Raw genomic sequence first — 23,226 nt, 5'->3', positions numbered from 1 at the left:
GTTTATGTTTTGGAAAGTGTTTCTTCCAGGTTATAAATAGTGGTGATCACCTGCATCATGGCCGCCCAGGAGGCCTGGTCCAGATTGGTCGCCATGGGATATTCGCCGTGGTGCAACAGTTTGGAGGCATTGGCCGGTTGTTGTTTATAATACGCTTGCTGCTGTTCATAGTATTTCAGCAGGGTAGCGGTCTCCTGTGCCTGCGGCGTACGGCATACGATCAGGCGGAAAGCCTGTTGTATGTTTTGTTGTATGCCGCTGCTGTTTTGTTGCAACAGGCGGGAGGCCAGTACCCTGGAGGCTTCCAGCACTGTCGGGTCGTTGAGCATAATGAGCGCTTGCAGCGGTGTATTGGTGGCCGCGCGTTTCACTTCGCACTGGTCCCTGTTGCTGGCATCGAAGATCATCATCGATGGCGGTGGTACGGTTCTTTTGATGAAGGTATACAGCCCGCGGCGGTAAAGGCTGGCGCCATGGTCCTGGCGGTAGGTGGACAGCTGTCCGCGGCCGGAGGTAGCCATTTCCCACAGCCCTTTAGGTTGGTACGGTTTTACGCTGGGGCCGCCGACTTCGGGCACCAGCAGGCCGCTGCTTTGTAATACAAGGTCACGTACGGTTTCCGCCGGCAGCCGGAAACGTGGCCCTCTTGATAGATATACGTTCTCCGGATCTGCTTTCAGTTTCTCCGGGGAGATGACGGCTGACTGCCGGTAGGTGGCCGACATCACGATTTGTTTCACCAGTCTTTTAATATTCCAGCCGTGCTGCACGAAATCTGTCGCCAGCCAGTCCAGCAACGCAGGGTGGCTGGGCAGGTCGCCCTGCATGCCAAAGTCGCCGGTGCTTTTGACGATGCCCCTGCCAAAAAATTCCTGCCATACCTGGTTGACGAATACGCGGGCGGTAAGCGGGTTCTTCGCATCGAACAGCCAGTTGGCGAGCCCCAGCCTGTTGGCGGCGTAGCTGCCGGTGCTGAAAGGTAATATGGCCTGCGGCGTGCCCGGTGTCACTTCCGTGGTGGGATTGTCGTAGTTGCCGCGGCCCAGGATAAAGGTCTTTCGCGTGCTGTCTCTTTCGCCCATCACTGATACGATCAGCCTGGACGTGTCCTGTTTGTTGATGAAATGCAGTATGCCGTTGAGATCTTCCCTGGTGATCTCCATGTAAGGTTTTTTAGCATACGTTTCCGGGCCGCCGACGGTGGATTCCAGCCCTATTTCCTTGACGTTGTTGAAGAACGCGAAGACCTCATAATATTCTTTCTGGGAGAAGGGATCGTATTTATGGTCGTGGCAGTGGGCGCATTCAAGCGTGATGCCCAGCATACTTTTACCGAAGGTGTTGGTGCGGTCAGTCACATATTCAATGCGGTATTCTTCGTCTATGACGCCACCTTCTTCCGTAATCTTATGGTTACGGTTAAAGCCTGATGCCAGCAGCTGTTCGCGGGTAGCGTTAGGGACCATATCGCCGGCGAGTTGCCAGGTTACAAAATCTTTATAGGAGAGATTTTTGTTAAAGGCGTGTATCACCCAGTCGCGCCAGGGCCACATGCTGCGGTAGTTGTCGTCCTGGTAACCATGGGAATCCGCATAACGCGCCACATCCATCCAGTGGACGGCCATTTTTTCGCCGTAGGCGCTGTCCTGCAGCAGTTCATCCACCATCAGCTCATAGCCTTTGTCGCTGGTGTCTTTGGCAAAGCGTTCCATCCTGGCGAGCGTAGGAGGCAGACCGGTAAGATCCAGACTGAGGCGCTTCAGCAGCCGTTCGCGATCGGCCGCGGGATTTGGCGAGAGCCCTTTTTCATTCATCTGTGCCAGCGTGAAAAGGTCGATCTCGTTACGCGGCCATTTGCGGTCTTCTACCTGTGGCAGTGCGGGGGATACCGGTGGTACAAACGCCCAGTGGGGTTTGTATTTAGCGCCCTGTTTAATCCATTTCTCAATGAGTTTTACTTCAAAACTGCTCAGTACCATGTTACTGGAGGGCGGCGGCATACGCATGGAAGTGTCGGCGGTGCTGATGCGCTGGTATAATACTGACGCTATGGGATTGCCGGGTACCAGCGCATGTGCGCCAGGATCATCCCGCAGGGCTTTATAGGCGCTGTCAGCGATGTCGAGACGCAGGCCGGCTTCGCGTTTGTTGGCGTCGGGACCGTGACAGGCGAAACACTTGTCGGACAGGATAGGCCGTACGTGGAAGTTGTAATCCACGATGTCCGGCATCTTTTCCTGCGACTGGTCCTGCGTGTCCTGGTGATTACAGGCCGTAAGGATAGTGAGCATGCAGGCAGCTGCTTTTACATAACGTTGGAACATAATCTGATTATTCGTGTACAATTGTTCACTTACTAGGCTGGATGGCACGCCACTTCCTGTGCATAGAAAAACAGGCCCGGAGCCGGGACTATCTATGCTATTTTGATCCTGATTGATGCTTTTTTTGCCTTTCTTAGCTATCCAACAATTCGTTCATATGTATGAACATAAACAAATATAGTATTTCTATTTACAAATCAATAGCAGGAAATAATTTTATTGACGAACGGCAGGCGTGAAGAGATGGAAAATCGGAAGTCCGTTATTTTCGTTTAGGCGCTACCTGTGGGGTGGTAGTAGGTCCTTCTACCATCAGCTTCCCGTCTTTTAAGATCTTCACCCGGTCGATAAAAACCACGCGTTCATCGCCGGTGGCCAGGGTACGGGCGTGATATACGCAAAACATCTCTTTGCCGTCCGGCGACCAGGTGATGCTGTTATGCCCTGTGCCGGTCACTACGCCGCCTTTATCATTGTTTTTCTGCAATACCGGATTGTTGGCTGCTTTCACAAAAGGCCCCAGCGGGCTTTTGGAGGTGGCATATCCTACAGCGTAGTTCTTACCGCCAAAATAGTTGGCGGAGTACATCATGTAGTAAGTATCGCCCTTCCGGAAGATGGCCGAACCTTCTGTCCAGCGGCGGTTGACTTCTTTCGAGGTAACGGAGCGGCTTTCCCATTCTGTCTGCTGATCGCCCATTTTTACCGGTGGACGCAACAGCAGTACCGGTTCCCCGACAACGCCGCTGAAATCAGGTTTCAGTTCCACTCCGTATACCCAGCTTTCTTCTATACTGTCGAACCATCCTTTTTTCCGGGCCCAGTCAGCCACTTCGCTTTCTACCGGATGTTTGTAACAGCAGCGGGAATAGTAGAGATAAATCTTCCCGCTTTTGTCAAATAACACGTTGGCATCGATGACAGGATAGCCGGGATCGAAGATGGGTTTGTCTGTTAGGTCGGTGAACGGGCCGGCAGGACTGTCGGCAACGGCTACACCTATACGAAAATTTTCGAGTTCCCTGCCAGGATTGTTTTTCCATTGTGCGCTGTAGAACAGGTAGTATTTACCCTGGTGGGCATACACCTCCGGCGCCCAATAGGCGCCGTCCCAGGCGGCGGTGGAATCACTCCAGCCGTTCCTGTTGCCGGCGTAGTATACCTGTCCTTCTTCTTTCCAGTGGACCAGGTCGGGAGATGAATAAGCGGCAAAGCCGTTTTTGGCGCCGCCGCCCGTCCCGTACATATAGTACTGGCCGCCCTTTAACTGCAGCACATAGGGGTCGCCGAATTTTATGGGCAACGGGTTTTTATAGGTGGCGCTTTGGTTTTGCGCTGTTCCGGTACGGTGAACAAGGAACGTGGCAAAGAGGCATCCGATGGCAATTTTTAGCTTGTTGTTCATAAGTGGACATGTCAGGTAAACAAATATAACCGCCGGAAGTTATAAATGAAAGCTATTTTCTGAGGAGCGTCCTATCGGAAAAAAAATATCCATTACGCTGCGAAATGCTTAAATTTGCCGCTCCCAACGGGAATGGATAAACTAAACCGTGGGAGGTAACCCAAATCCGGACCAATTGAAATACCTGTATTAAACCTGAATAGTTCATCAATGGAACAACCCAAAAATTTTACCAGAGAAGGTAACGTGTACAAAATGAAACCCCAGTTAGGGTTCAATATTGTAGTGATAGGACTGGCGCTGCTTTTCGTCGCCCTTGGCATCTACATAAAATCGCCCGGCGTAATATGGATCTTTGCCGCCTGCGCTGTCATCTTTGTCCTGAGTGCTTTTACAAAATCGCTGGTCATCGACATGGACAAAAAAGAGATCAGTGGAAGGATGGCACTGATCAAATCCGGTTATACCATACCGATTTCGGCGATACAACATTTTGAACTGTATTCTCTCCGCCAGAATTTTATTACCACCAATACCACCCTGAACGTATACTACCTGAAGGACGGTAAAGAGAAATCAGTATCCCTGGTGCAAGGGTTTACCGCCAGAGGCATACAGGGTATTTTAAATGACATCGAGGAAATAATCGCAACAGATGGGTCTAAAGGATAAGTTAAATGTGGTGATCTCACCCGGCAGGATTTCGTTACAGCCCAACCGGAGACTGGTATCGAGCCTGGCCTGGTACGCAGGGATCATTGCTGTTGTTGCCATCTTCCTGGCCATCTTTTATGTCCGGATCGGTGAAGCTGGCAGGATCGTGTGTTATGCCCTGATGATTTATTTCGTGGGCCACGGTTTGGTCGACTATATGTTCCGGTTCAACGTGCGTTATGAATTCGACAGAGAGACCAACGCGGTGTACAAGGAAAATCCGCCTTTTGGAAGAAAGCGGCTTATGGCGCTGGACGAGATCGTGATCTTCACCAGATCCTCGTCCGGCGAGTGGCACTATGCCATGGGCAAAAAGAAACAGCACCTCATCAGAAGCTACAAAGTCAGTCCCGCTTTTGGCGGCGGAAAAGCCCAGGAGCAGCTTGCAGCGGAGTTTGAAGAAACCATTCTGCACCCTATTATGGCGCTGGTACCGGCTCCTTTGTAAACACAGCTATCTATATATGATCCTTCCTAAAATCAGGGATGAAAGGTTTATTACTGTCCGCCGGGGAGGCACCCTGTCTGATGAAGACCATCATCTGCTGGCCATCTGGGCGGTGGCAGTGGCCCATGTGGCGGCGCATGAACTCGGGGCAGCTGCCTATGCCATCAGGGCTGCTGTGGCTGCAGCGCCGGAAAATCAAAAGGAAGAAGCCCGTGTTAAAGAACGCCAATGGCAACTGGACCAGCTGCCGGGAAAAATCCGGGCCCTCGTGGTCGATGATCAGCGGCTGCGGAATGACATCTGCTGGTCGGTTTTTGGTAACTAACCAGCTTACAGGACGGTCCGGCCGTTGACCAGGTCCTCATCGGCGTCCGATAGCTGCCGGTACCGCATTTTGCGGCTCTCGGTACAATACCTGACAGAGCCGGACTCTACGTACTTAAAATAAAGCACTTCCCGCGGATAATCAGCCTCCAGCTTGTTGCAGGCCTCTTCCATCTCCAGCTCATAATCATAAAACAACTGGATACACCTGCGGATGGCGGCGTCTTCGTCCAACCCTTCGGCACGCTGCATTACCCGGAGAAGATTGGTGTAGTCGGATTTCTCTGCTTTTCTCGCTTTTAAATTGTACAGGTCAAGCAGCACAGCGATGCACCTGCTGGAGCAATCGAAAATGTGCGCAAACCCGGGATGCCGGAAGGTAGACAGCTCCAGGTCGTCCTGCGTATCATACAATATCGAGAAGATGACCCACATAGCGATATTATAATGCCGGTAACGGAGGTATTCGTCCACCGTAAGCAGCTGTTCCTGTACTTCTGCTATGCGGAGGCGCATCATACCGTCGAGGTATTTCTTCATCTCGTTCCTGAACAGGGCCAGGGTCCCTTCGTTCCAGTCAGGGCGGGAGCAGAACGCATGCACCGGTGCAAAGCGTTCGTCGTCGGACGTTCCTTCCATCGCTGCTACAAACTGCTCCATCAGCCTGCGGATATCGTCCAGGTCGGTGGAATTGTCAAAATACCGATCGTCTATCAGCGCCCAGTAGGCAAAAAAGCGGGCCACTGCCTTCAGCTTCCGGGTGTCTCCCAGCGGGTAAATGTAAATAGAATACAGGGCGCCGGCCGCCACATAGTCTCCGTATTGCCGCGTATTCTCATCGAGAATATCGAAAGCTTCCGTGCTGAAAAACTGTTTGGTGTCGGCGATGATTTCGTTTTTCTGAGGGTGTTCCATCCCGGGAAAACGGGATACCAATAAAGGAATTTCCATTTGGACAGGTGATTTAATAAATGGTTACTGAGTACAGATCACAGGAATAGATAAAACAGGCATGCAAACATGACGGGTCGATGGCTAAGTTATCTTTCCAGACTGCAATATGGCCTCAGCAGGGACAACCGGCAGTTGTCATAGTGTCTTTGTTTTTAATATATAGGTCTTCAAATAGTATTCCCCGGGGGCGAACGGCCGTGGCCGGCGGTTATACGATAAGAGGGGAAGCATTTAAACTGACTGATTATCAATGGTTACTACTCCCGGTTGTCGAAAAACAACCGGGAGTAGCGATCATACAACTAACAGTAGCGATGCTTTTGATGGTCCTGTAATGAACCCGGATATCTTTGCATTATCGAAAAACAAAACAGTACAGATGGACATTAAAATCATCGGCAGCAAGATTGCCAGAGCAAGAAAACAGGCAGACATGTCGCAGGCGCAATTGGCTCAATTACTTTTTATCAGTCCGCAGGCGGTAGGAAAATGGGAGCGGGGTGAGTCTATTCCGGACATTATTACTATGAACCGGTTGGCACAAGTGCTGGGAGTCGATCTCAACTATTTTTCCGAAGGCTTCCCTTCTGCTGCCGGTGAGTCGGATCAGCCGCTGGCGGAATCCACAGCGGTGGAGCACGAACCAAAGCGTGCCTGGGATATGTCGCTCGGCAACTGGGTGGATGCTGACTTTTCCGGCCTGAAGCATCTGCATGAGAAATTCAGCTCGTCTAATATGCAGCGTTGCAGGTTCATCGGCTCAGACATGGCGGGATTGCTGCTGAAAGGCAATCATGTGAGCAGTTGCGATTTTTCCGGTTCCGATATGAGCGGCAGCCATTTTCAAAAATCCCATATAGATACCAACCTCTTTAAAGAATGTTCGCTGAGAGAAGCCGAATTCTCCGGAAGTCATATTAAAAGCTGCAATTTCTCAGGGGCGGATTTCACCGGGGCCAGCTTCCATTCTGCCAGCTGCGCAAAAAATACGATGACAAACGCCGTGTTGAACCGGACTTCCTTCGTGAATACATCCCTGGCGGATATGGTGTTCGAAGGCAGCACGCTGGAGGACTGTTATTTCGACAACTGTTCTTTTTCCAGGGTGACCTTCCAGGATGCCAGGCTCTTCAATACCTTCTTCAAATGTAAGACGTTAAAGCCGCTCCGGTTTGTGAACTGTGAGGCTGACCGGATGACGTACGAATTCCTGAAAAACGGCAAAGCAGATATGAGCGGCATCACGCTAATCACTTTATAAATCCAGTATACATGTTACAAAATGAATTCGCTATTTCAGTAAGAGGATTGAAGAAATCCTACAAGAACGTACCGGTACTTACGGACGTGGATTTCCAGGTCAGGGCGGGCACCATCTTCGCCTTGCTCGGTTCTAACGGCGCCGGCAAAACGACCATCGTCAGAATCCTGACCACGCTGCTCCGGCAAGATGGAGGAACTGCCCTGGTAAACGGTTTCAATGTGGCGTCGCAGCCGGAAGGGGTGCGTCGGTCCATCAGCCTGACCGGCCAGTTCGCAGCCGTGGACGAGATCCTGACCGGCCGGGAGAACCTGGTGATGATCGCGCAGCTGCGGCACCTCGCGCAGCCACACCAGGTGGCTGACGATCTGCTGCAACGTTTCGGTCTTACCGATGCTGCCAACCGCAGGGCATCCACTTATTCAGGAGGAATGCGACGCCGGCTGGATATCGCCATGAGCCTGGTGGGACAATCCCGGCTCATTTTCCTGGACGAGCCCACCACAGGGCTGGACCCCGAGGCGCGCATTGAGGTGTGGAAGATCATCAAAGAGATGGCCAACAGCGGCACCACCGTCTTCCTGACCACTCAGTATCTCGAAGAAGCAGAGCAGCTGGCCGACAGGATCGCCATTCTTCACAAGGGCCGCATTATTGTAAATGGTACGCTCGCAGAGCTGAAGCAGCTGTTTCCGCCTGCCCAAAAAGAATACATTGAAAAACAGCCGACGCTGGAAGAGATCTTCCTCAGTATCGTTGGTAAAAAGGAGGTTGTATAAAATGGAAGCGACAAAAAACTACTATTTCATGGATATGGGCGTTATGCTGGGGCGTTCCATGCGCCATATCTTCCGCAGCATGGACACTATCATTACGGTGACCATCATGCCCATTGCACTCATGCTGTTGTTTGTATACGTGCTGGGCGGCGCCATTCAAAGCGGTGCTGACAACTATGTCAACTACCTGTTGCCGGGCATCATGCTCATCGCGGTGGCCAACAGTATCGGGTACGTATCTTTCCGCCTGTTTACCGATGTGCAACGGGGAATATTCGAACGTTTCAACTCCATGCCTATCGCCCGTTCCGCTGCCTTATGGGGGCATGTGCTGACCTCGCTGGTGTCCAACGTGATTTCGGTGTCCGTGATCGTGCTGGTGGCGCTGCTGATGGGCTTCCGTTCCTCCGCAGGGGTACTGTCATGGCTGGCCGTCGCAGGGATACTCGCCATGTTCACACTGGCGCTGACCTGGGTGGCCGCTATCGCCGGACTGTCCGCCAAATCGGTGGATGGCGCCAGCGCCATCGCTTATCCGATCCACTTCCTGCCGTTGATCAGTTCGGCATTTGTGCCTACCAGCACTATGCCGGCGGGCGTACGGGCCTTTGCTGAAAACCAGCCGCTGACGCCGATGGTGAATGCCATCAGGGCGCTGCTTTCCAATCAGCCGGTCAACGGTGAAATATGGGTGGCGCTGGCGTGGTGCCTGGGAATTATGCTTGTAGCTTATGCCTTCGCCATGCGGGTGTATAATAAACGAGGGTAGCGGATGGCTAGTCCAGTTCAGCCCGTGAAAACAAATCCTTTATCAGCGTGTTGTTTTCACATGCCTCTTTGAAGGAAAGCGCAAATTCTTTCAAGGCCTCTTTGTTGAGCGAATAGGCGCAAAACATATCCGCTTCGGGGTCAAATTTAACAATGCCGGCTAATGCCGGTTTTTGTTCTTGTAAGAAAACATGGGCTAAAGACGCCCAGTCATATCCGTTTCCCTCAAAACCTTCTTCCTCCCGGACCTGGAAAACCTCTGCTTTGTACGTGCCAACATTCAGACAGATGGACACGCTGCCTTCGTGTTCTACCCAGAAAAATGGCTGTATCGCCGTTTCAAAATTGGTTGTTTCCATATTGCGCTAATGATTTAAAATGTTCATCTCCGTTGGCTTTGATGCCATCCCTGTATTTTACCGGTATTTAGTCGCCACGCCGCTCCAACCAGTCGTCAAAAACATTTTTCCACTCCCGTGCCTTCTTTTTTGATTAACAGGTTGGCATCCGTTGGATGCTTCCCTGCGATTAAAGGAGTAAGTTGATGTTCGCCGGCGATGGCTGTGCAATCTTATCATTTTTTCTCATCCGGGCACACATTTCTTCTATGTTTTTTTATAATCTTATCATGCATGGGTTTCCTGAAAAATTTTTCTTTAAAAACGAAATTAATCGTAATATTGCAATAATACAATTAATCTATGGGTGCAACGAAAACAGATCTTTTTACGCAACAGCAGAACGAAATGGCTGCCATGGCCAAGGCTTTGGCGCATCCGGCACGTATTGCGATCCTGCAGTACCTCGTGAAAAAGAATGCCTGTGTGTGCGGCGACCTGGTAGAAGAACTGGGCCTGGCACAGGCCACTACTTCCCAGCACCTGAAAGAGCTGAAGACAGCCGGCATCATACAGGGTTCCATAGAAGGAGCGAGCGTGTGCTATTGCATCAACCCCAAAATCTGGAAGCAATACAAGGAGCTTTTTAATGCGTTCTTTAAAGACGTCGACCTGCAGAATACCTGCTGCTGATATTTTTTTGCTTTTATATATCGCAATATTGCAATAATACGATAATTTATAAGTGATGACTACCGATGAACAAATGAAGGAGATCGTGAGACAGAAATACAGTGAGATCGCTTTGCAGGACAAGGCCACCAACGCGGCTTCCTGTTGCGGTTCCGGATGCTGCTCCACGGAGGTGTACAATATCATGAGTGACGATTACTCCTCGCTGCAAGGTTACAACCCGGACGCCGACCTGGGCCTGGGCTGCGGACTGCCAACACAATTTGCAAAAATTAAAAAAGGTGATACGGTGATCGATCTTGGTTCCGGAGCGGGCAACGACTGTTTTATCGCCCGGCAGGAAACCGGTGAAACAGGAAAGGTAATCGGTATTGATTTTACGCCGGCCATGATTGATAAGGCCCGGGCGAATGCGGAGAAACTGCAGTTCAATAACGTGGAGTTCCGCCAGGGGGATATTGAGAAAATGCCGGTCACCGCAAACACTGCGGACGTAGTGGTAAGCAACTGTGTGCTGAACCTGGTGCCCAATAAAAACGGCGTCATCAGGGAAATATTCCGGGTACTGAAGCCCGGTGGTCATTTCAGTATTTCAGATATCGTATTGCAGGGGACTTTGCCGGCCACTATTCAACAGGCTGCGGAAATGTATGCCGGCTGCGTATCCGGCGCTGTACAGCAGCAGGAATACCTGGACATGATCAAAAACAACGGGTTTAAAAACATCACCATCCAGAAAGAGAAGACCATCACCATTCCGGATGATATCCTGGCCAACTACCTGAGCGCGGAAGAAATCGCTGCATTCCGTTCAGGCACTACAGGCATATACAGCATTACCGTTTATGCTGAAAAGCCGGCGGATGCTGCCTGCTGTCCTCCGGGCTGCTGCTGACCGATTCCAATTTATATTACCTGTGGGTACCTGAAACCAAATACATAATAACAACATGCAAAACTGTCACCCGGCTCAACGTAAAGAGCTGCGTTTTTTAGACCGGTATCTTACATTATGGATATTCCTTGCGATGGCGCTTGGCGTCAGCATCGGCTATTTCTTTCCGGCATCATCAGGATTCATCAATTCCTTTTCATCCGGTACCACCAACATTCCGCTGGCCATTGGACTGATCCTGATGATGTATCCTCCACTGGCTAAAGTGAAATATGAGCAGATGGGCGAGGTATTCCGCAACACGAGGGTGTTGTCCGTTTCCCTGCTGCTGAACTGGGTGATAGGTCCTATACTCATGTTCGTGCTGGCGGTACTGTTTCTGCGCGGCTACCCTGAATACATGACAGGACTTATTCTGATCGGGCTCGCCAGGTGTATAGCGATGGTGATCGTTTGGAATGAACTGGCAGAAGGCAACAGGGAGTATGCTGCAGGGTTGGTGGCGTTGAACAGCATTTTCCAGGTATTGTTATACAGTGTCTATGCCTATATCTTTATCACCTGGTTGCCTGGTGTTTTCGGCATGAAAGGGATCACCGTGGCGGTGTCCATCGGAGAGATCGCAAAAAGCGTTGGCATTTACCTGGGTATTCCGTTTGCCGCCGGTATCATCAGCCGGTATGGCCTGATCGCATGGAAAGGAGAGAAGTGGTTCCGGGAAAAATATGTTCCATTCATTTCGCCGGTCACGCTGATCGCCCTTTTGTTTACCATCGTGGTAATGTTCAGCCTTAAAGGAGAGCTGATCGTGCAGATACCTTTCGATGTCATCAGGATAGCGGTCCCGCTGATGATCTATTTTATCATCATGTTCCTGGTGAGTTTTCTGCTGGGGAAGACGATGGGCGCCGACTATTCCCGGAATACATCCATTGCATTCACCGCTGCCGGAAATAACTTTGAACTGGCTATCGCTGTGGCGATAGGCGTATTCGGCATCAATTCAGGTCAGGCCTTCGTGGGAGTGATCGGGCCGTTGGTGGAAGTCCCCGCACTCATCGCCCTGGTGAACGTAGCCTTCTGGCTTCGCAGAAAATGGTACCCTGCTGCCAACAGTATAAACGCTTAATATTTTCAGACATTAATATCTCTCAAGACATGAAAAGAATACTGGTCCTTTGTACCGGCAACAGCTGCCGCAGCCAGATAGCGGAAGGCTATTTAAAACATTTCGCCGGGGAAAAGGCGGAAGTTTACAGCGCCGGCGTGGAAACGCATGGGGTCAATCCACGGGCCATCGCCACCATGGCGGAAGACGGTATCGATATTTCCGGCCATACTTCCAATAACATCGCAGAATACCGGGATATCCCCTTTGACTATGTGATCACCGTCTGCGACAACGCGAAGGAAAGATGTCCTTTCTTTCCCTCCACTGCACAGAAATTCCATGAGAACTTCCCCGATCCGGCCAAAGCTACAGGGACGGAAGAAGAGATCATGCAGCAGTTCAGAACGGTAAGGCAAATTATCAAAGATTACACGCAAAATTTCGTAGCAACCAACCTGTAATGCAACAGCCGGTAACCGCCATATGGCAACAGTTCAGCAACGAGCTGGAAAAATTCATCTGCAGGCAGACCGGAGACGATTCCGTATGCAAGGACCTGCTACAGGAAGTATTTATGAAGGTGTATGTCAATTCTGCTAAAGTGAGTGCTGCCGATAATATCAGGGCATATCTGTATCGTGTGGCAAGCAATGTCATTACAGATCATCACCGGCGCAGGCAGAATGGCCGGCAGGTATCAGCGGTGTACGGGCCGGAAGCTGCAGATGAAATTATGCATCCCGGAGATGAGTACAAACTGGCTGATTGCCTCAGGCCTATGGTGGCTGCGTTGCCGCCAATATACCGGCAAGCCCTGACATTGACGGACCTCAACGGCTACACGCAGAAACAATACGCTGAAATATCGGGCATATCTGCATCCGGTGCTAAATCGAGGGTACAGCGGGCCAGGCAGCGGCTAAAGGAGATGATTCTGCAATGTTGTGAATATGAATTTGACAAGTACGGTAATATCCTGTCCTGTTGCGATCATTCATCCCCCGGGGTAAGTTTTGTTGAAGTAAAAACGCGCCTTCTGCCAGGAAGGCGCGTTTGGTCGTATACGTTAGTATCAAAAGGTCTCTTTCTTCTCCTTCCATTCTTTTCGTGCCTTTTCCAGATCTGCTACGAACAAGGGATTTTTATGCCAGGCATTGAGCAGATGCCAGCTAACGACCCGTGATGCTTCGTTATCACTGGGATAGTGTATCCCCATCAGTTCCCGTGACCAGCGCACTTCTTCCGCCATTTTAAGAAATGCGGCCCTTTTTTCCGGGATAATCTCTGCGAATACAAATGCTTCCGAAAATGCCCAGAGCGAATGACCGCTGGCAAAGGAGGGTGAACTGATCCGGGCCAGCGGTTTTAATGCCGGTTCCAGGTGATAAGGGCGTGGACGTTTGAAGGTCCATTTTAACCGGAACTCCGTTACCCGTATATCCTGGATACACTTCAACAGCAATGCTGCGGTAGCCGGAAAATTCCTGTCGTTATACCATTCTCCGACAGGGGAGGCAATATAAAATAGCTGTTGCCGGTTCAACTGATAGTCGGGATCCTCCGGGTTTAGTATGTTCGGCCAGGAGCCAATGTTGGCGATGTATCGGGCGCGTTCCGTTTCTTCGGGCGTTCTGTTTTTCTGCAGCTGCAGCATATAATCCAGTTCAGCGCGCGTTTGGTCTGAGCTGTTGGCTGGTGCATGAATCAGGACCGCCAGTTTTGATTCTTCCTCCGGGCTGAGATAAGTGGTCCGCCACAGCATATTGCTGATGGCGCCTTTGCCGTACTCCGGCCAGGGATACCTGATCGTATCCATCCATGCGCGGCTATCGTTGGGGCGCGGATTCAGTGCGGCGAGTGTTTTATAGTGATGGTCGACCGCTTCCAGAGGATGGATACGGCCGGAGGTGATCCGGAATGCGCTCAACAGGAAGCCTGTAGCGGCAATAATCAGCAGGAAGTACAAAGTCCTTTTCCGGTGTTTCATTTTCGTCATGATTTAGTGGTTAAAAAATGTATTTAACCTATGACGGAGAATACCGGAAAAGGACGCAACCGGAGCATAGTGTGCCTTTAGGCTTTGGCCAGCTGGCTGCTCATCCAGTGCTCAACATCAATGGCGCCCAGTTTAGCCTGTCCTGCGGGGACCAGCGCTGCATAACTAATGCGGGCGCCATAGTATTGCAGGTTTTGATTGGCCTCTACCTGGCGGGGATCATTGGTGGCTTCCAGGTAGCGGGTCACCAGTTCGGGCATGGTAAAACGGCCGGGGCCGGCGATCTCCTGTATACCGTTGACAGGCGCTGACAGTGCTGCTTCAGCTACAAAGGTGGCCACATCTTCAGCTGCGATAGGTTGGAACTGAAGATCTGATATATGTACCACATTGCCGTCCGTTGCCTGTTGGGCGATGCCACCAATGAATTCGAAGAACTGTGTGCTGCGGATAATGGTATAAGGTACGCCGGATTGCCTGATCAGCTCTTCCTGCACATTCTTGGCGCGCATATAGCCGCTTTCCTGCATAAGCTCCACGCCAACGATAGATAATGCCAGGTGATGCTTCACCCCGGCTTTCACTTCCGCTGCCATCAGGTTTCGGCCGGCGGTCTGAAAAAATTCCAGCACCGCTTTGTCCTCAAAGGAAGGGGAGTTGGCGAGGTCTATCACCACGTCTGTGCCGGCCAGCGCTTCGTCCAGCCCTTCGCCGGTGATGGTATTGATACCTGTTGCCGGTGATGCTGCTATCACCTCGTGACCTGCCTGGCGGATTTTAGCGACTACTTTGCTGCCGATGAGACCTGTGCCTCCGATGACTACGATTTTCATAAGTTTGAATTTTTAGTTTGCAGTCAGTAACGCCAGCCATATGCCGAAAATGTAAAATATTGATAATTATATCGTTGTGTCGATTGATGCATTTTCTTTTTCACTTTATATCGTGAAAACACGAAAACACTCACGATATAAAGTGAATGACTGTCAGGAGAAGTAATCTGCTTTGGTGATACCCAGTTTTTTCATTTTGGAGTGAAGGGTATTGCCGGGCACCCGTAGAATTTCTGCTGCGCCGCCGATGCCGGAGATCTTTCCGTGGCAGCGTTTGAGGACTTCTATGATATAGCTGCGTTCCACTTCTTCGAGCGACCGGTTGGCAGCAGGTGCGGGGCTTTGTTTTTCTGCTGTAATTTTCGGGGGAATGAAAATGTCATTCAGTACCCCATCAGTGGCTAGCAGTACGCTGCGTTCTATCATGTGCTCCAGTTCACGCACGTTGCCAGGCCAGCTGTAATGACGGAGCTGTTGTATCGCTTTGACGGAGATCCGGGCTATTTTCCTGCCGGCATTCCGGGCGTATTTTTTCACGAAGAAATTTGCCAGCGGTTCGATGTCTTCCGGCCGTTCCCGCAGCGGTGGTAACCGGACAGGGAATACGTTCAGCCGGTAGTAGAGGTCTTCCCGGAACTGGCCCGCTCTGACGGCTTCTTCCAGGTTCCGGTTAGTAGCTGCGATCAACCGCACGTCCACCCGGATGGTTTGTTTACCGCCCACTCTTTCGAGCTCGCGCTCCTGGATAACGCGCAGCAGTTTAGCCTGTGCTTCTAACGGCAGTTCGCCGATTTCGTCGAGAAACAGCGTGCTCTTGTCCGCCAGCTCAAATTTGCCGATATGTTTTTCCGTAGCGCCGGTGAAGGCGCCCCGTTCGTGGCCGAACAGTTCGCTCTCTATCAGATTGGCTGGTAAGGCAGCGCAATTGACTTTTACCATCAGTTTGTCCTTCCGGGCAGATGCATTGTGAATGGCGCGGGCAATCAGCTCTTTGCCGGTGCCTGTTTCACCATGCACCAGTACCGTGGTTCCCGATGTCGCCACCAGTGATATCAGCCGGTAAACCTCCTGCATGGCAGCCCCGTTGCCTACTATTTCGGAGAAATTATAGATTGTCCTGATCTGTTCTTTCAGATAGTCGTTTTCATTTTCCAGCTGTTTTTTATAGGCCAGCAGTTTTTCGTTGGCCTGAATGTTGGCAATAGCGATCGATATCTGCGCACAGATACCTCTCAGCAGCAACTTGCTGAGTTGGTTGGCCAGCATCCAGATGGTGCCTATATTGCGGTCGCCCACCCGCAGGGGAAAGCTGTACATATTTTTCCGGCCGGTAGTAGCCCATAGCTTCGCATAGTCGTTACCGTTTTTTATTTCCTCCGCAACGCTGAAGACCAGTCCTTCTTTACTGGCCAGTACCTTCGAGGTGTAAGGTTCGTCTACCGTAATCTGTGTGCCGGACATCTGTTCAAAAGCCCTGGCGCCGCCAAACAACGTGGGATCGCACATAAACATCGAAAGGTGAATGCCGTCGTCGTCAATTACCCGGATCATGGCCAGCTGAGTGTGCATGGTTTTATCCAACACCTTGAAGATAGCAGCCTGCAGCTCCGGCTTGGACCGGACCTGGGCTATTTCATTGCTGAAGTCCAGCAGAAAGGATTTCTCCCTCTCTGTCCTATAGATCTCTTCGTTTTTAAGGATGTTGGAGACAGCGCCCGATAACTGGGGAATAATACCATTGATCACACTCCGGAACTCGCGGGTGAAACTTCCGGGTTTGTCGGTATACAGGTGGATGAAGCCCACAGGCTTGTCTTCCATCATGATCTTCGTCATCAGTATTTCCCGCACGCCTTCCTCATAATTCACTTTAAGGAAGACTGGGCTGCCCGGCCGGTCCATCACGTCTTCCAGCAGAAACGAGATAGGGCCGTCGGCCTGTAATACCGCCTGTATAAAAGGTTCATTCAACGGGAAACGGGCAGTGGCGAGTTGTGTGTATTTCGGGTGGGTGCGGATAGGAGAGTATTCATTGTCCAGCAGGAAAGGCGTGTAGGTGCCGCCCTTTTCATCGATGAGGGTGACGATCGTGTGCGTGAAATAGAAATATCGTTTGAGCCGCCTGGAGAAAAGGAGCAGCAGATCATTTTTATCCCTGACGCGGGTGATGTCATTACCGAGGTCCAGTAACATCTTCCTTTCCTGTTCCAGCACGGCTTTGGAAAGAACAGGCTGCTCCGGTCCCTGTAATTTTTCTTTTTTCATGGGCGCACATTAAGACAGGATAAATATAATGAATAAGACTTTTACGTCAACACGGAGAAGCGCTGCTTCTGAAGCGGGAGCGCTTCTCTGCGGGAAACTATTCATTGTTGTTCCTGTCCGGCGGTGTGGCTTTCAGCAGATGCCGCACAAAGAAGTCATTGCGTTTAGTCCGTCCATACGGACCGCCGTCGCTGTGCCCCATTCCTGGTATGGGAAGGAATTCGAACGTTTTGTTGCTTTTGATCAGCGCGTTGACAACGCGATAAGTAGACTCCGGCGGCACATTGGTATCTGCTTCGCCCAGCAACAGGTCGCCTTTCAGCTTGCCGGCATTGGTGACGTTGGACTGTTCTTCATAATGTTTCCCTACCGGATAACCCATCCATTGTTCGTTCCACCACTGTTTGTCCACGCGGTTATCGTGGCAGCCGCAGGAAGCCACCGCCGCTTTGTAAAACTCCGGATGAAAGAGCAGGCCGCCGAGTGCATTTTGGCCGCCGGCAGAAGTGCCGTATAGCCCTACACGTGTTGTGTCTGCGAAGGGATATTTTTCTGCCAGTGCTTTGATCCAGCGGATACGGTCGGGAAAACCGGCATCTGACAGTTTTTTCCAGCATACGTCATGAAATGCCTTGGAGCGGTTGGCAGTACCCATACCGTCTATCTGGACTACTACAAAGCCCAGGTCCGCCAGGCGCTGCATGTCTGTATAGTAGCTCATAAAACTTTTCGGCACAAATGCATCATGCGGACCGGCGTAGATATTCTCGATAATGGGATATCGCCGTGTGCTGTCATAATCAGAAGGGCGGCACATAATGCCCCATATGTCTGTTTGCCCGTCCCGGCCTTTTGCGTGGAACGGTACGGGGAAAGGAACGCCGGTAGACCGCCAGGCGCTGACATCGGCCCGTTCTGCTATCGTAATGAGTTTGGCATCGGCAGTACGGCGCAGTTCATTCACCGGGGGAACATTTACCTGCGAGTATTTATCAATATAATATTTCCTGTCGGGCGAAAAGGATACCTGGTGGTTACCTGCCGCCGGTGTAAGTTTGAGGAGGTGCTGCCCATCGAAACCGATACGATAGTAATGAATGAAGTAGGGATCTTCTCCCGGCTCCATGCCACCTGCACGAAACCATACCTCCCTTTTGGCTGTATCCACGCTGTCGATGCCACGTACCACCCATTCGCCGCGGGTGACCTGGTTCTTTACCGCCCCGGTGAGGGTGTTGACGAGGTAAATATGCCGCCAGCCGTCTTTTTCGGACGTCCACAACATTTCGTTGGTCTCCGGCAGATAATGGGTATAGAGGCGTGACTCATAGATAAAAGTGGGCGCCTGTTCATCTAAAACGGTACGGGTGGCGCCGGTAAGTGCGTCCACTTCAATCACCCGGAAACGCTGGTGGCCGCGGTCCACCTTTTCATATAAAAAATAGCGGGGGGCCTTATGCCGCCAATGTAATACAGGCGGACCAAAAAAATCCAGCGCTTCCGCATCAGTACGCACCACCTTTTTATCCGCGATCGAAAATATATACATCTGATAGGCGGGGAAAGGATCTCCTGGTTGTTTATAAGGATGGGAGCGAAGCTGTCCGCGGGTAGTGCCGGCGACGTCCGTCAGCACGTAATAGGCCGCCGAATCGGTAACCGGCCGGGTAAGATACCCTACCACATATTTGCTGTCGGGAGACCATGCCAACGCTTCATAGCGGGCTGCCCGGGCAGTGTCGGCGCCGTTGGTGGTCAGCCGCGTCAGCGCGCTGTCACGGGTAGATTGAATATATACGTTACCGTTAATGATCCGGGCTATCCATTGTTTATCGGGAGATACGGAATCTGTTTCGAAGTCCTGCCATCTGGACGGTCCTCTTTGTGCTACCTGGGATGACGGTGTGCCGGCAGCGATCAGGCGGTTTTGTGCTGCAGTGTCTTTTATTTCTTTTTTGCGTCCTGTAGCGGCTTGTACCAGGTAATAAGTCTTCGTAGTGTCTTTACTGTTACCGACGGTATACCAGAACTGTTCTCCGCCGGGGAGCCAGCCGGCCTCCACGTTATGCCGGAATACCTTTCTGCGTGTAAGGCTGTCCAGAAGTTGTACTTTACGGTAACGTTCCATGACCGCTGCATGGTCCGGCAGGTAAGGCTTCCGGGAAAGCTGTTGCGCCGAAAGCGCAGCCCCGTAAAGGTTGCAGGCCGTAACTACACTCCAAAATAGGCGATGTTTCATATGTCTGTCGTATGCTTTTCACGCATAAATATAGTGATCGCTGCGGGCAGGTGTTAGCGGTTATTGATGAATGATGACCGTATATTAACTACGGCTTCAGCAAATATTCTCCTGTATTTTGAGGATGGACTCCCATTTAAACATCGCTATTGGGCAATGAAAATAGACATATTGGTTTACTATGTAGCTCGCTAGGAACGGGCGCCTCTTCGTATAGTGGTGCTCGTTTTTTTATAACTAATCATAAATAAATTTGGAAATTATAGTTTTGTTAAATTATCTTGCAGTCGTAAAGTAGAACGAGTGCATTTTGAGATCTTTTTGTGAGAAGTTGTTTGCTGTAGCAACCAGATATATGTTGACTTGCTTATGTTTGAAATAGCCAACTGTGTTGACTAAACTCCAAGAGTGTGCTTTATCCCTGGCCTCTGTTGGTATAACTAACTTTCTTCCTGAAGTGACCTTGTGCAAATTTTTTCAGTCGAATTATTTAGAGCATTATTTAGCATTTCCCGGCAGGAATTTTAAAATACTGTAGATGGTTTTTGCTGGCTGTTTTCACGATGAAACAGCAGAAGAGAAGTATATTTGGTCCCTGCCAAAATTTAAACCGCTTAGAGAGGATAATTAAAATCTAAATCAATTTACAGCACAGCGCCAATATCGTGACTCAACCTCCCGGATGAGACGGGTGAACATTTATCTAAACCAAAATCCATAACAATGAAGAGAGTTCTACTTCTATTGATGCTGCTATGTTCGGGGATAGCCGGACTGCAGGCTCAAAACAGGACGATTACAGGTTCGGTTACAGACGCCAAGGGCGGTAACCCGTTGCCAGGCGTAACGGTACAAGTCAAAGGTGAAAGAACCGGCACCGTGACCACTGCATCTGGTACTTTCACCCTGGTAGTGCAGGGTCAGAACAAGGTACTTCGGTTTTCATTTGTAGGTTACGAAGAACAGGAAGTGGCACTGGGCGCAGGCTCAGACATCCGTGTGGCACTGAAGCCCGACGACAAGGTACTGGACGAAGTACTGGTAGTGGCTTATGGTACACAGAAGAGGGCCACCTTTACCGGTGCTGCCTCTGTGGTAAAAGCAGAAGTGCTGGCAGAAAGACCGGTAACCTCTTTTGAAAAAGCTTTACAAGGTAATGTGCCTGGCGTAACAGTACAAAGCGTATCCGGTCAGCCCGGCGGCGCCACCACTATCCGCATCCGCGGTGTTGGCGGCTTTGGTACCAGCACTAACGCCAACGCCAACAGTGCTCCTTTGTATGTAGTGGACGGTATCGCCATCGCTACCGGCGACTTTACACAGGCTTCCACTACTGCTGACGTACTGGCTACCCTCGATCCTAAAGATATTGAAACCGTAACGGTGCTGAAAGATGCTTCCGCTGCTGCATTGTATGGCTCCCGCGCTGCCAACGGCGTGATCCTGATCACGACCAAAAAAGGTAAAGCCGGCAGAATGAGCGTGAACGTGACCGGCAGCAATGGCTGGTCCGGTATCGCTGTTGACAGGCATGACTTCCTGGGCAGTGAGGAATACTTCAAATACTGGTGGGATTCCTACTACAAAAAAGGCGTTGCCGGTGGCGCTACGCCTGCTGATGCGGCTAAACAGGCCAATGCATCCACCATCGCGGCGCTGCAGGCCAATCCGTTCAACAACGCCAATCCTTATGGCGCAGACGGCAGGCTGACTTCCGGTACCGTTAAGTATTATGATACGGACTGGAGAGACGCGGTGACCAGGACTGGTGTGACCCAGGATTACGGTATCAGTGTTGCCGGCGGTACAGACAAAACCACTTATTATTTCGGTGCTGGTTATTTCAACCAGAAAGGCGTAATACTGGCATCAGACTTTAAACGTTATAATGCCAAACTGAACCTGGAAACCAGGGCTACCGACTTCCTGAAATTTGGTGTGTTCTCCACGTTCTCTTCTACGGATCAAAACACCCCTCCGGGTGCTACAGGTTCTGCTAACCCTATCTATTTTGCGGACAGAATCTCTCCGGTATATTCCCTATATCAGCGGGATGCCAGCGGTAACCCCGTCCTGGACCCTTCAGGCAAAGGCCTTGCTTACAATTACATCAACCCTGTGATGAAGGATTATAACCCGGTAGGCCTGAGCAAATCCAATATACACAATGCTAAAACGCTGAGAGCTATCCTCTCCGCCTATGCCGAGGTGTATTTCCTGAAATACCTGACCTTTAAATCACAAGTGGGCGCTGACGTGGTGGACCTGCGGGAAAGCCGCTACTACAACCCGCTGAATGGCGACGGTAAGGCCGTAAACGGCCGTAGCAATAAATATGCGCCGAGAGATACCAGAACAACCATCGTGAATACCCTGACATTTGACAACAACTTCAATAAACACCATGTGAACGTACTGGTGGGCCAGGAAGCATTTAACTATGTTTATACCAACCTGACCGCCGGTTCTACTGGGTTTCCGTTTGAGGGTATCTCCGAACTGGGCGCAGGATCTACTGCCAGCAACCCTACTTCAGACCGCACACAGAAGAAATTTAACTCTTATTTTTCCCGTGTTAACTACGACTTCGATAATAAGTACATCCTGTCTGCCAGCCTCCGTACAGACGGATCTTCTGTCTTCGGTGAGCAGAAAAGATATGGTACTTTCTGGTCCGTAGGTGGAGCCTGGATGATCTCTAAAGAGAACTTCATGAGCAGCACGGCCGGCTGGTTAAGAGAACTGAAAATCAAAGGCAGCCATGGTGTAAGTGGTGCTGATAATATCGGCCGTTATGACCGTCTGGACCTGTATGATGCAGGCGCTAACTATAACGGTCAGGCCGGTACGAAATACGCCCAGCTGGGTAACCCGCTCCTGCGCTGGGAAGGCGCCATCACTACCGATGTGGGTATTGAAGCATATTTTATCGACAGAATCCGCGTGGAAGCAGGTTACTACCGTCGTGGCTCTGACAGGCTGCTGTTTCAGAAGCCGCTGTCCATGACCACCGGTTTTGAGTCTGTGATAACCAACCTCGCTAAACTGAATAATACCGGCTTTGAGGCGGTAGTAGAAGCGAATGTAATACGTAACAACGACTTTACACTCGATCTGGGCGCTAACATCACCACCAACAAGAACAAAATTGTTGATCTCGGAGGCGTTGATTCCATCATTGCGCCTACCGGCAGCAAACTCTGGAAAGTGGGAGGCGATCGTTATGAGTTCTTTATCCCGGAATACGCAGGCGTAGATCCTGAAGACGGCAGACCGCAGTGGTACAGAAACGAAACTGACAACAACGGTAACCTCACCGGAAAACGTATCACTACCAAACAGTACACACAGGCGAGCCGTTACAAAATGGGCAGCTCCCTGCCTAAGTTCTATGGCGGTTTCAACCTGAAAGCTACCTATAAAGGGTTTGACCTGACTGCGATGCTGTTCTTTAACTACGGTAACAAAATCTATGATTCATACCTGCAGGCTATCTCTAACGATGGTTCCGCTAAAGGTACCAACATTGCCAGCGATGTGGCGGCCGCTGCATGGCAGAAAAAAGGCGACGTTACAGACGTACCGCGCTTCATGGAAAACAATACCGACCAGGGTTCCAGTACTTCTTCCCGCTTCCTGTTCGATGGCAACTATATGCGTCTGAAAACAGTAAACCTGGGTTATAGCCTGCCTAAATCCATCCTGAACAGGGCGCATATCCAGCGCGCCAGAATTTATCTGGCTGCTGAGAACCTGTTCACATGGGCCAAACATAAAGGTATGGACCCCGAAATTGAAGTGGACGGTTTCTACGGCAATGATATCCCTAACGTAAAAACATTTACAGTAGGTGTTAACATTGGATTATAAACCATGCAA

The 23,226-nt window shown here is 50.7% G+C and carries 20 protein-coding genes; 12 read left to right on the top strand and 8 right to left on the bottom strand.

The window, feature by feature from the left end:
- Positions 1-2 precede the first annotated feature (2 nt).
- Together HF324_RS17735 and HF324_RS17730 are read right to left on the bottom strand one after the other, a co-directional pair.
- Entirely contained in the window at positions 3-2,324 is a 2,322-nt protein-coding gene (locus HF324_RS17735; protein WP_168803749.1) for a PSD1 and planctomycete cytochrome C domain-containing protein, read from the bottom strand.
- A gap of 262 nt (positions 2,325-2,586) precedes the next feature.
- On the bottom strand, positions 2,587-3,729 hold the full coding sequence (locus HF324_RS17730; protein ID WP_168860386.1) for a glycoside hydrolase family 43 protein: 1,143 nt from the start codon (positions 3,727-3,729) through the stop codon (positions 2,587-2,589).
- A 255-nt stretch (positions 3,730-3,984) separates the two neighbouring features.
- On the opposite strand from HF324_RS17730, the gene HF324_RS17725 reads away from it, so the two are divergent.
- Genes HF324_RS17725 through HF324_RS17715 form a run of 3 tightly spaced genes read left to right on the top strand, consistent with a single transcriptional unit; the run spans position 3,985 to position 5,216 of the window.
- Positions 3,985-4,401 (top strand): EbsA family protein, encoded by a 417-nt coding sequence (locus HF324_RS17725; protein WP_220101197.1) that lies wholly within the window; start codon positions 3,985-3,987, stop codon positions 4,399-4,401.
- Positions 4,385-4,891, top strand: a complete 507-nt coding sequence (locus HF324_RS17720; RefSeq protein WP_168860385.1) for a hypothetical protein — start codon at positions 4,385-4,387, stop codon at positions 4,889-4,891. The genes HF324_RS17725 and HF324_RS17720 overlap by 17 nt, the downstream gene beginning before the upstream one ends.
- A 16-nt stretch (positions 4,892-4,907) precedes the next feature.
- Complete coding sequence (locus HF324_RS17715; RefSeq protein ID WP_168860384.1) at positions 4,908-5,216, top strand: putative immunity protein; 309 nt, start codon at positions 4,908-4,910, stop codon at positions 5,214-5,216.
- A 5-nt stretch (positions 5,217-5,221) separates the two neighbouring features.
- On the opposite strand, the gene HF324_RS17710 is transcribed toward HF324_RS17715, so the two are convergent.
- On the bottom strand, positions 5,222-6,166 hold the full coding sequence (locus tag HF324_RS17710; protein ID WP_168860383.1) for a terpene synthase family protein: 945 nt from the start codon (positions 6,164-6,166) through the stop codon (positions 5,222-5,224).
- Between the two features lie 382 nt (positions 6,167-6,548).
- Between HF324_RS17710 and HF324_RS17705 the strand changes: the two genes are divergently transcribed.
- The 3 genes from HF324_RS17705 to HF324_RS17695 are packed head-to-tail and all read left to right on the top strand — an operon-like array spanning position 6,549 to position 8,978.
- The gene (locus tag HF324_RS17705; RefSeq protein WP_168803743.1) at positions 6,549-7,430 is read left to right on the top strand and encodes a pentapeptide repeat-containing protein; all 882 of its coding nucleotides are present in this window, start codon (positions 6,549-6,551) and stop codon (positions 7,428-7,430) included.
- Positions 7,431-7,441: 11 nt separating this feature from the next.
- The gene (locus HF324_RS17700; RefSeq protein WP_168803742.1) at positions 7,442-8,209 is read left to right on the top strand and encodes an ABC transporter ATP-binding protein; all 768 of its coding nucleotides are present in this window, start codon (positions 7,442-7,444) and stop codon (positions 8,207-8,209) included.
- A gap of 1 nt (position 8,210) precedes the next feature.
- Positions 8,211-8,978, top strand: a complete 768-nt coding sequence (locus HF324_RS17695; protein WP_168803741.1) for an ABC transporter permease — start codon at positions 8,211-8,213, stop codon at positions 8,976-8,978.
- A gap of 7 nt (positions 8,979-8,985) precedes the next feature.
- Here HF324_RS17695 and HF324_RS17690 read toward each other — a convergent pair whose 3' ends face one another.
- Positions 8,986-9,336: an immunity 51 family protein gene (locus HF324_RS17690; RefSeq protein ID WP_168803740.1), complete on the bottom strand. Its 351-nt coding sequence runs from the start codon at positions 9,334-9,336 to the stop codon at positions 8,986-8,988.
- Between the two features lie 342 nt (positions 9,337-9,678).
- On the opposite strand from HF324_RS17690, the gene HF324_RS17685 reads away from it, so the two are divergent.
- Genes HF324_RS17685 through HF324_RS17665 form a run of 5 tightly spaced genes read left to right on the top strand, consistent with a single transcriptional unit; the run spans position 9,679 to position 13,197 of the window.
- Complete coding sequence (locus tag HF324_RS17685; protein ID WP_168803739.1) at positions 9,679-10,008, top strand: ArsR/SmtB family transcription factor; 330 nt, start codon at positions 9,679-9,681, stop codon at positions 10,006-10,008.
- 55 nt (positions 10,009-10,063) lie between these two features.
- Entirely contained in the window at positions 10,064-10,903 is an 840-nt protein-coding gene (locus HF324_RS17680; protein ID WP_168803738.1) for an arsenite methyltransferase, read from the top strand.
- 55 nt (positions 10,904-10,958) lie between these two features.
- On the top strand, positions 10,959-12,032 hold the full coding sequence (gene arsB, locus HF324_RS17675) for an ACR3 family arsenite efflux transporter (RefSeq protein WP_168860382.1): 1,074 nt from the start codon (positions 10,959-10,961) through the stop codon (positions 12,030-12,032).
- A gap of 29 nt (positions 12,033-12,061) precedes the next feature.
- Positions 12,062-12,475, top strand: coding sequence for an arsenate reductase ArsC (locus HF324_RS17670; protein ID WP_168860381.1), 414 nt, complete (start codon positions 12,062-12,064; stop codon positions 12,473-12,475).
- Positions 12,475-13,197 (top strand): sigma-70 family RNA polymerase sigma factor, encoded by a 723-nt coding sequence (locus HF324_RS17665; RefSeq protein WP_168860380.1) that lies wholly within the window; start codon positions 12,475-12,477, stop codon positions 13,195-13,197. Before HF324_RS17670 ends, HF324_RS17665 begins: the two co-directional genes overlap by 1 nt.
- Here HF324_RS17665 and HF324_RS17660 read toward each other — a convergent pair.
- The 4 genes from HF324_RS17660 to HF324_RS17645 form a co-directional block, all read right to left on the bottom strand.
- Positions 13,087-14,010 carry a phosphatase PAP2 family protein gene (locus tag HF324_RS17660; RefSeq protein WP_168803734.1) on the bottom strand — a complete coding sequence of 308 codons (924 nt, stop codon included), beginning with the start codon at positions 14,008-14,010 and terminating at the stop codon, positions 13,087-13,089. The two genes, HF324_RS17665 and HF324_RS17660, sit on opposite strands and share 111 nt — an antisense overlap.
- Positions 14,011-14,087: 77 nt before the next feature.
- Positions 14,088-14,843 carry an SDR family oxidoreductase gene (locus HF324_RS17655; protein WP_168860379.1) on the bottom strand — a complete coding sequence of 252 codons (756 nt, stop codon included), beginning with the start codon at positions 14,841-14,843 and terminating at the stop codon, positions 14,088-14,090.
- A 153-nt stretch (positions 14,844-14,996) separates the two neighbouring features.
- Positions 14,997-17,108 carry a sigma-54-dependent Fis family transcriptional regulator gene (locus tag HF324_RS17650; RefSeq protein WP_168860378.1) on the bottom strand — a complete coding sequence of 704 codons (2,112 nt, stop codon included), beginning with the start codon at positions 17,106-17,108 and terminating at the stop codon, positions 14,997-14,999.
- Positions 17,109-17,205: 97 nt separating this feature from the next.
- Positions 17,206-19,347, bottom strand: a complete 2,142-nt coding sequence (locus HF324_RS17645; protein WP_168860377.1) for a DPP IV N-terminal domain-containing protein — start codon at positions 19,345-19,347, stop codon at positions 17,206-17,208.
- Between the two features lie 723 nt (positions 19,348-20,070).
- Between HF324_RS17645 and HF324_RS17640 the strand changes: the two genes are divergently transcribed.
- The gene (locus HF324_RS17640) at positions 20,071-23,217 is read left to right on the top strand and encodes a SusC/RagA family TonB-linked outer membrane protein (RefSeq protein WP_168860376.1); all 3,147 of its coding nucleotides are present in this window, start codon (positions 20,071-20,073) and stop codon (positions 23,215-23,217) included.
- The last annotated feature ends 9 nt before the right edge of the window (positions 23,218-23,226 follow it).

It is taken from the genome of Chitinophaga oryzae (assembly GCF_012516375.2).
Taxonomy (GTDB): Bacteria; Bacteroidota; Bacteroidia; order Chitinophagales; family Chitinophagaceae; genus Chitinophaga; species Chitinophaga oryzae.
This window is presented reverse-complemented; position numbering and strand designations above follow the sequence as displayed.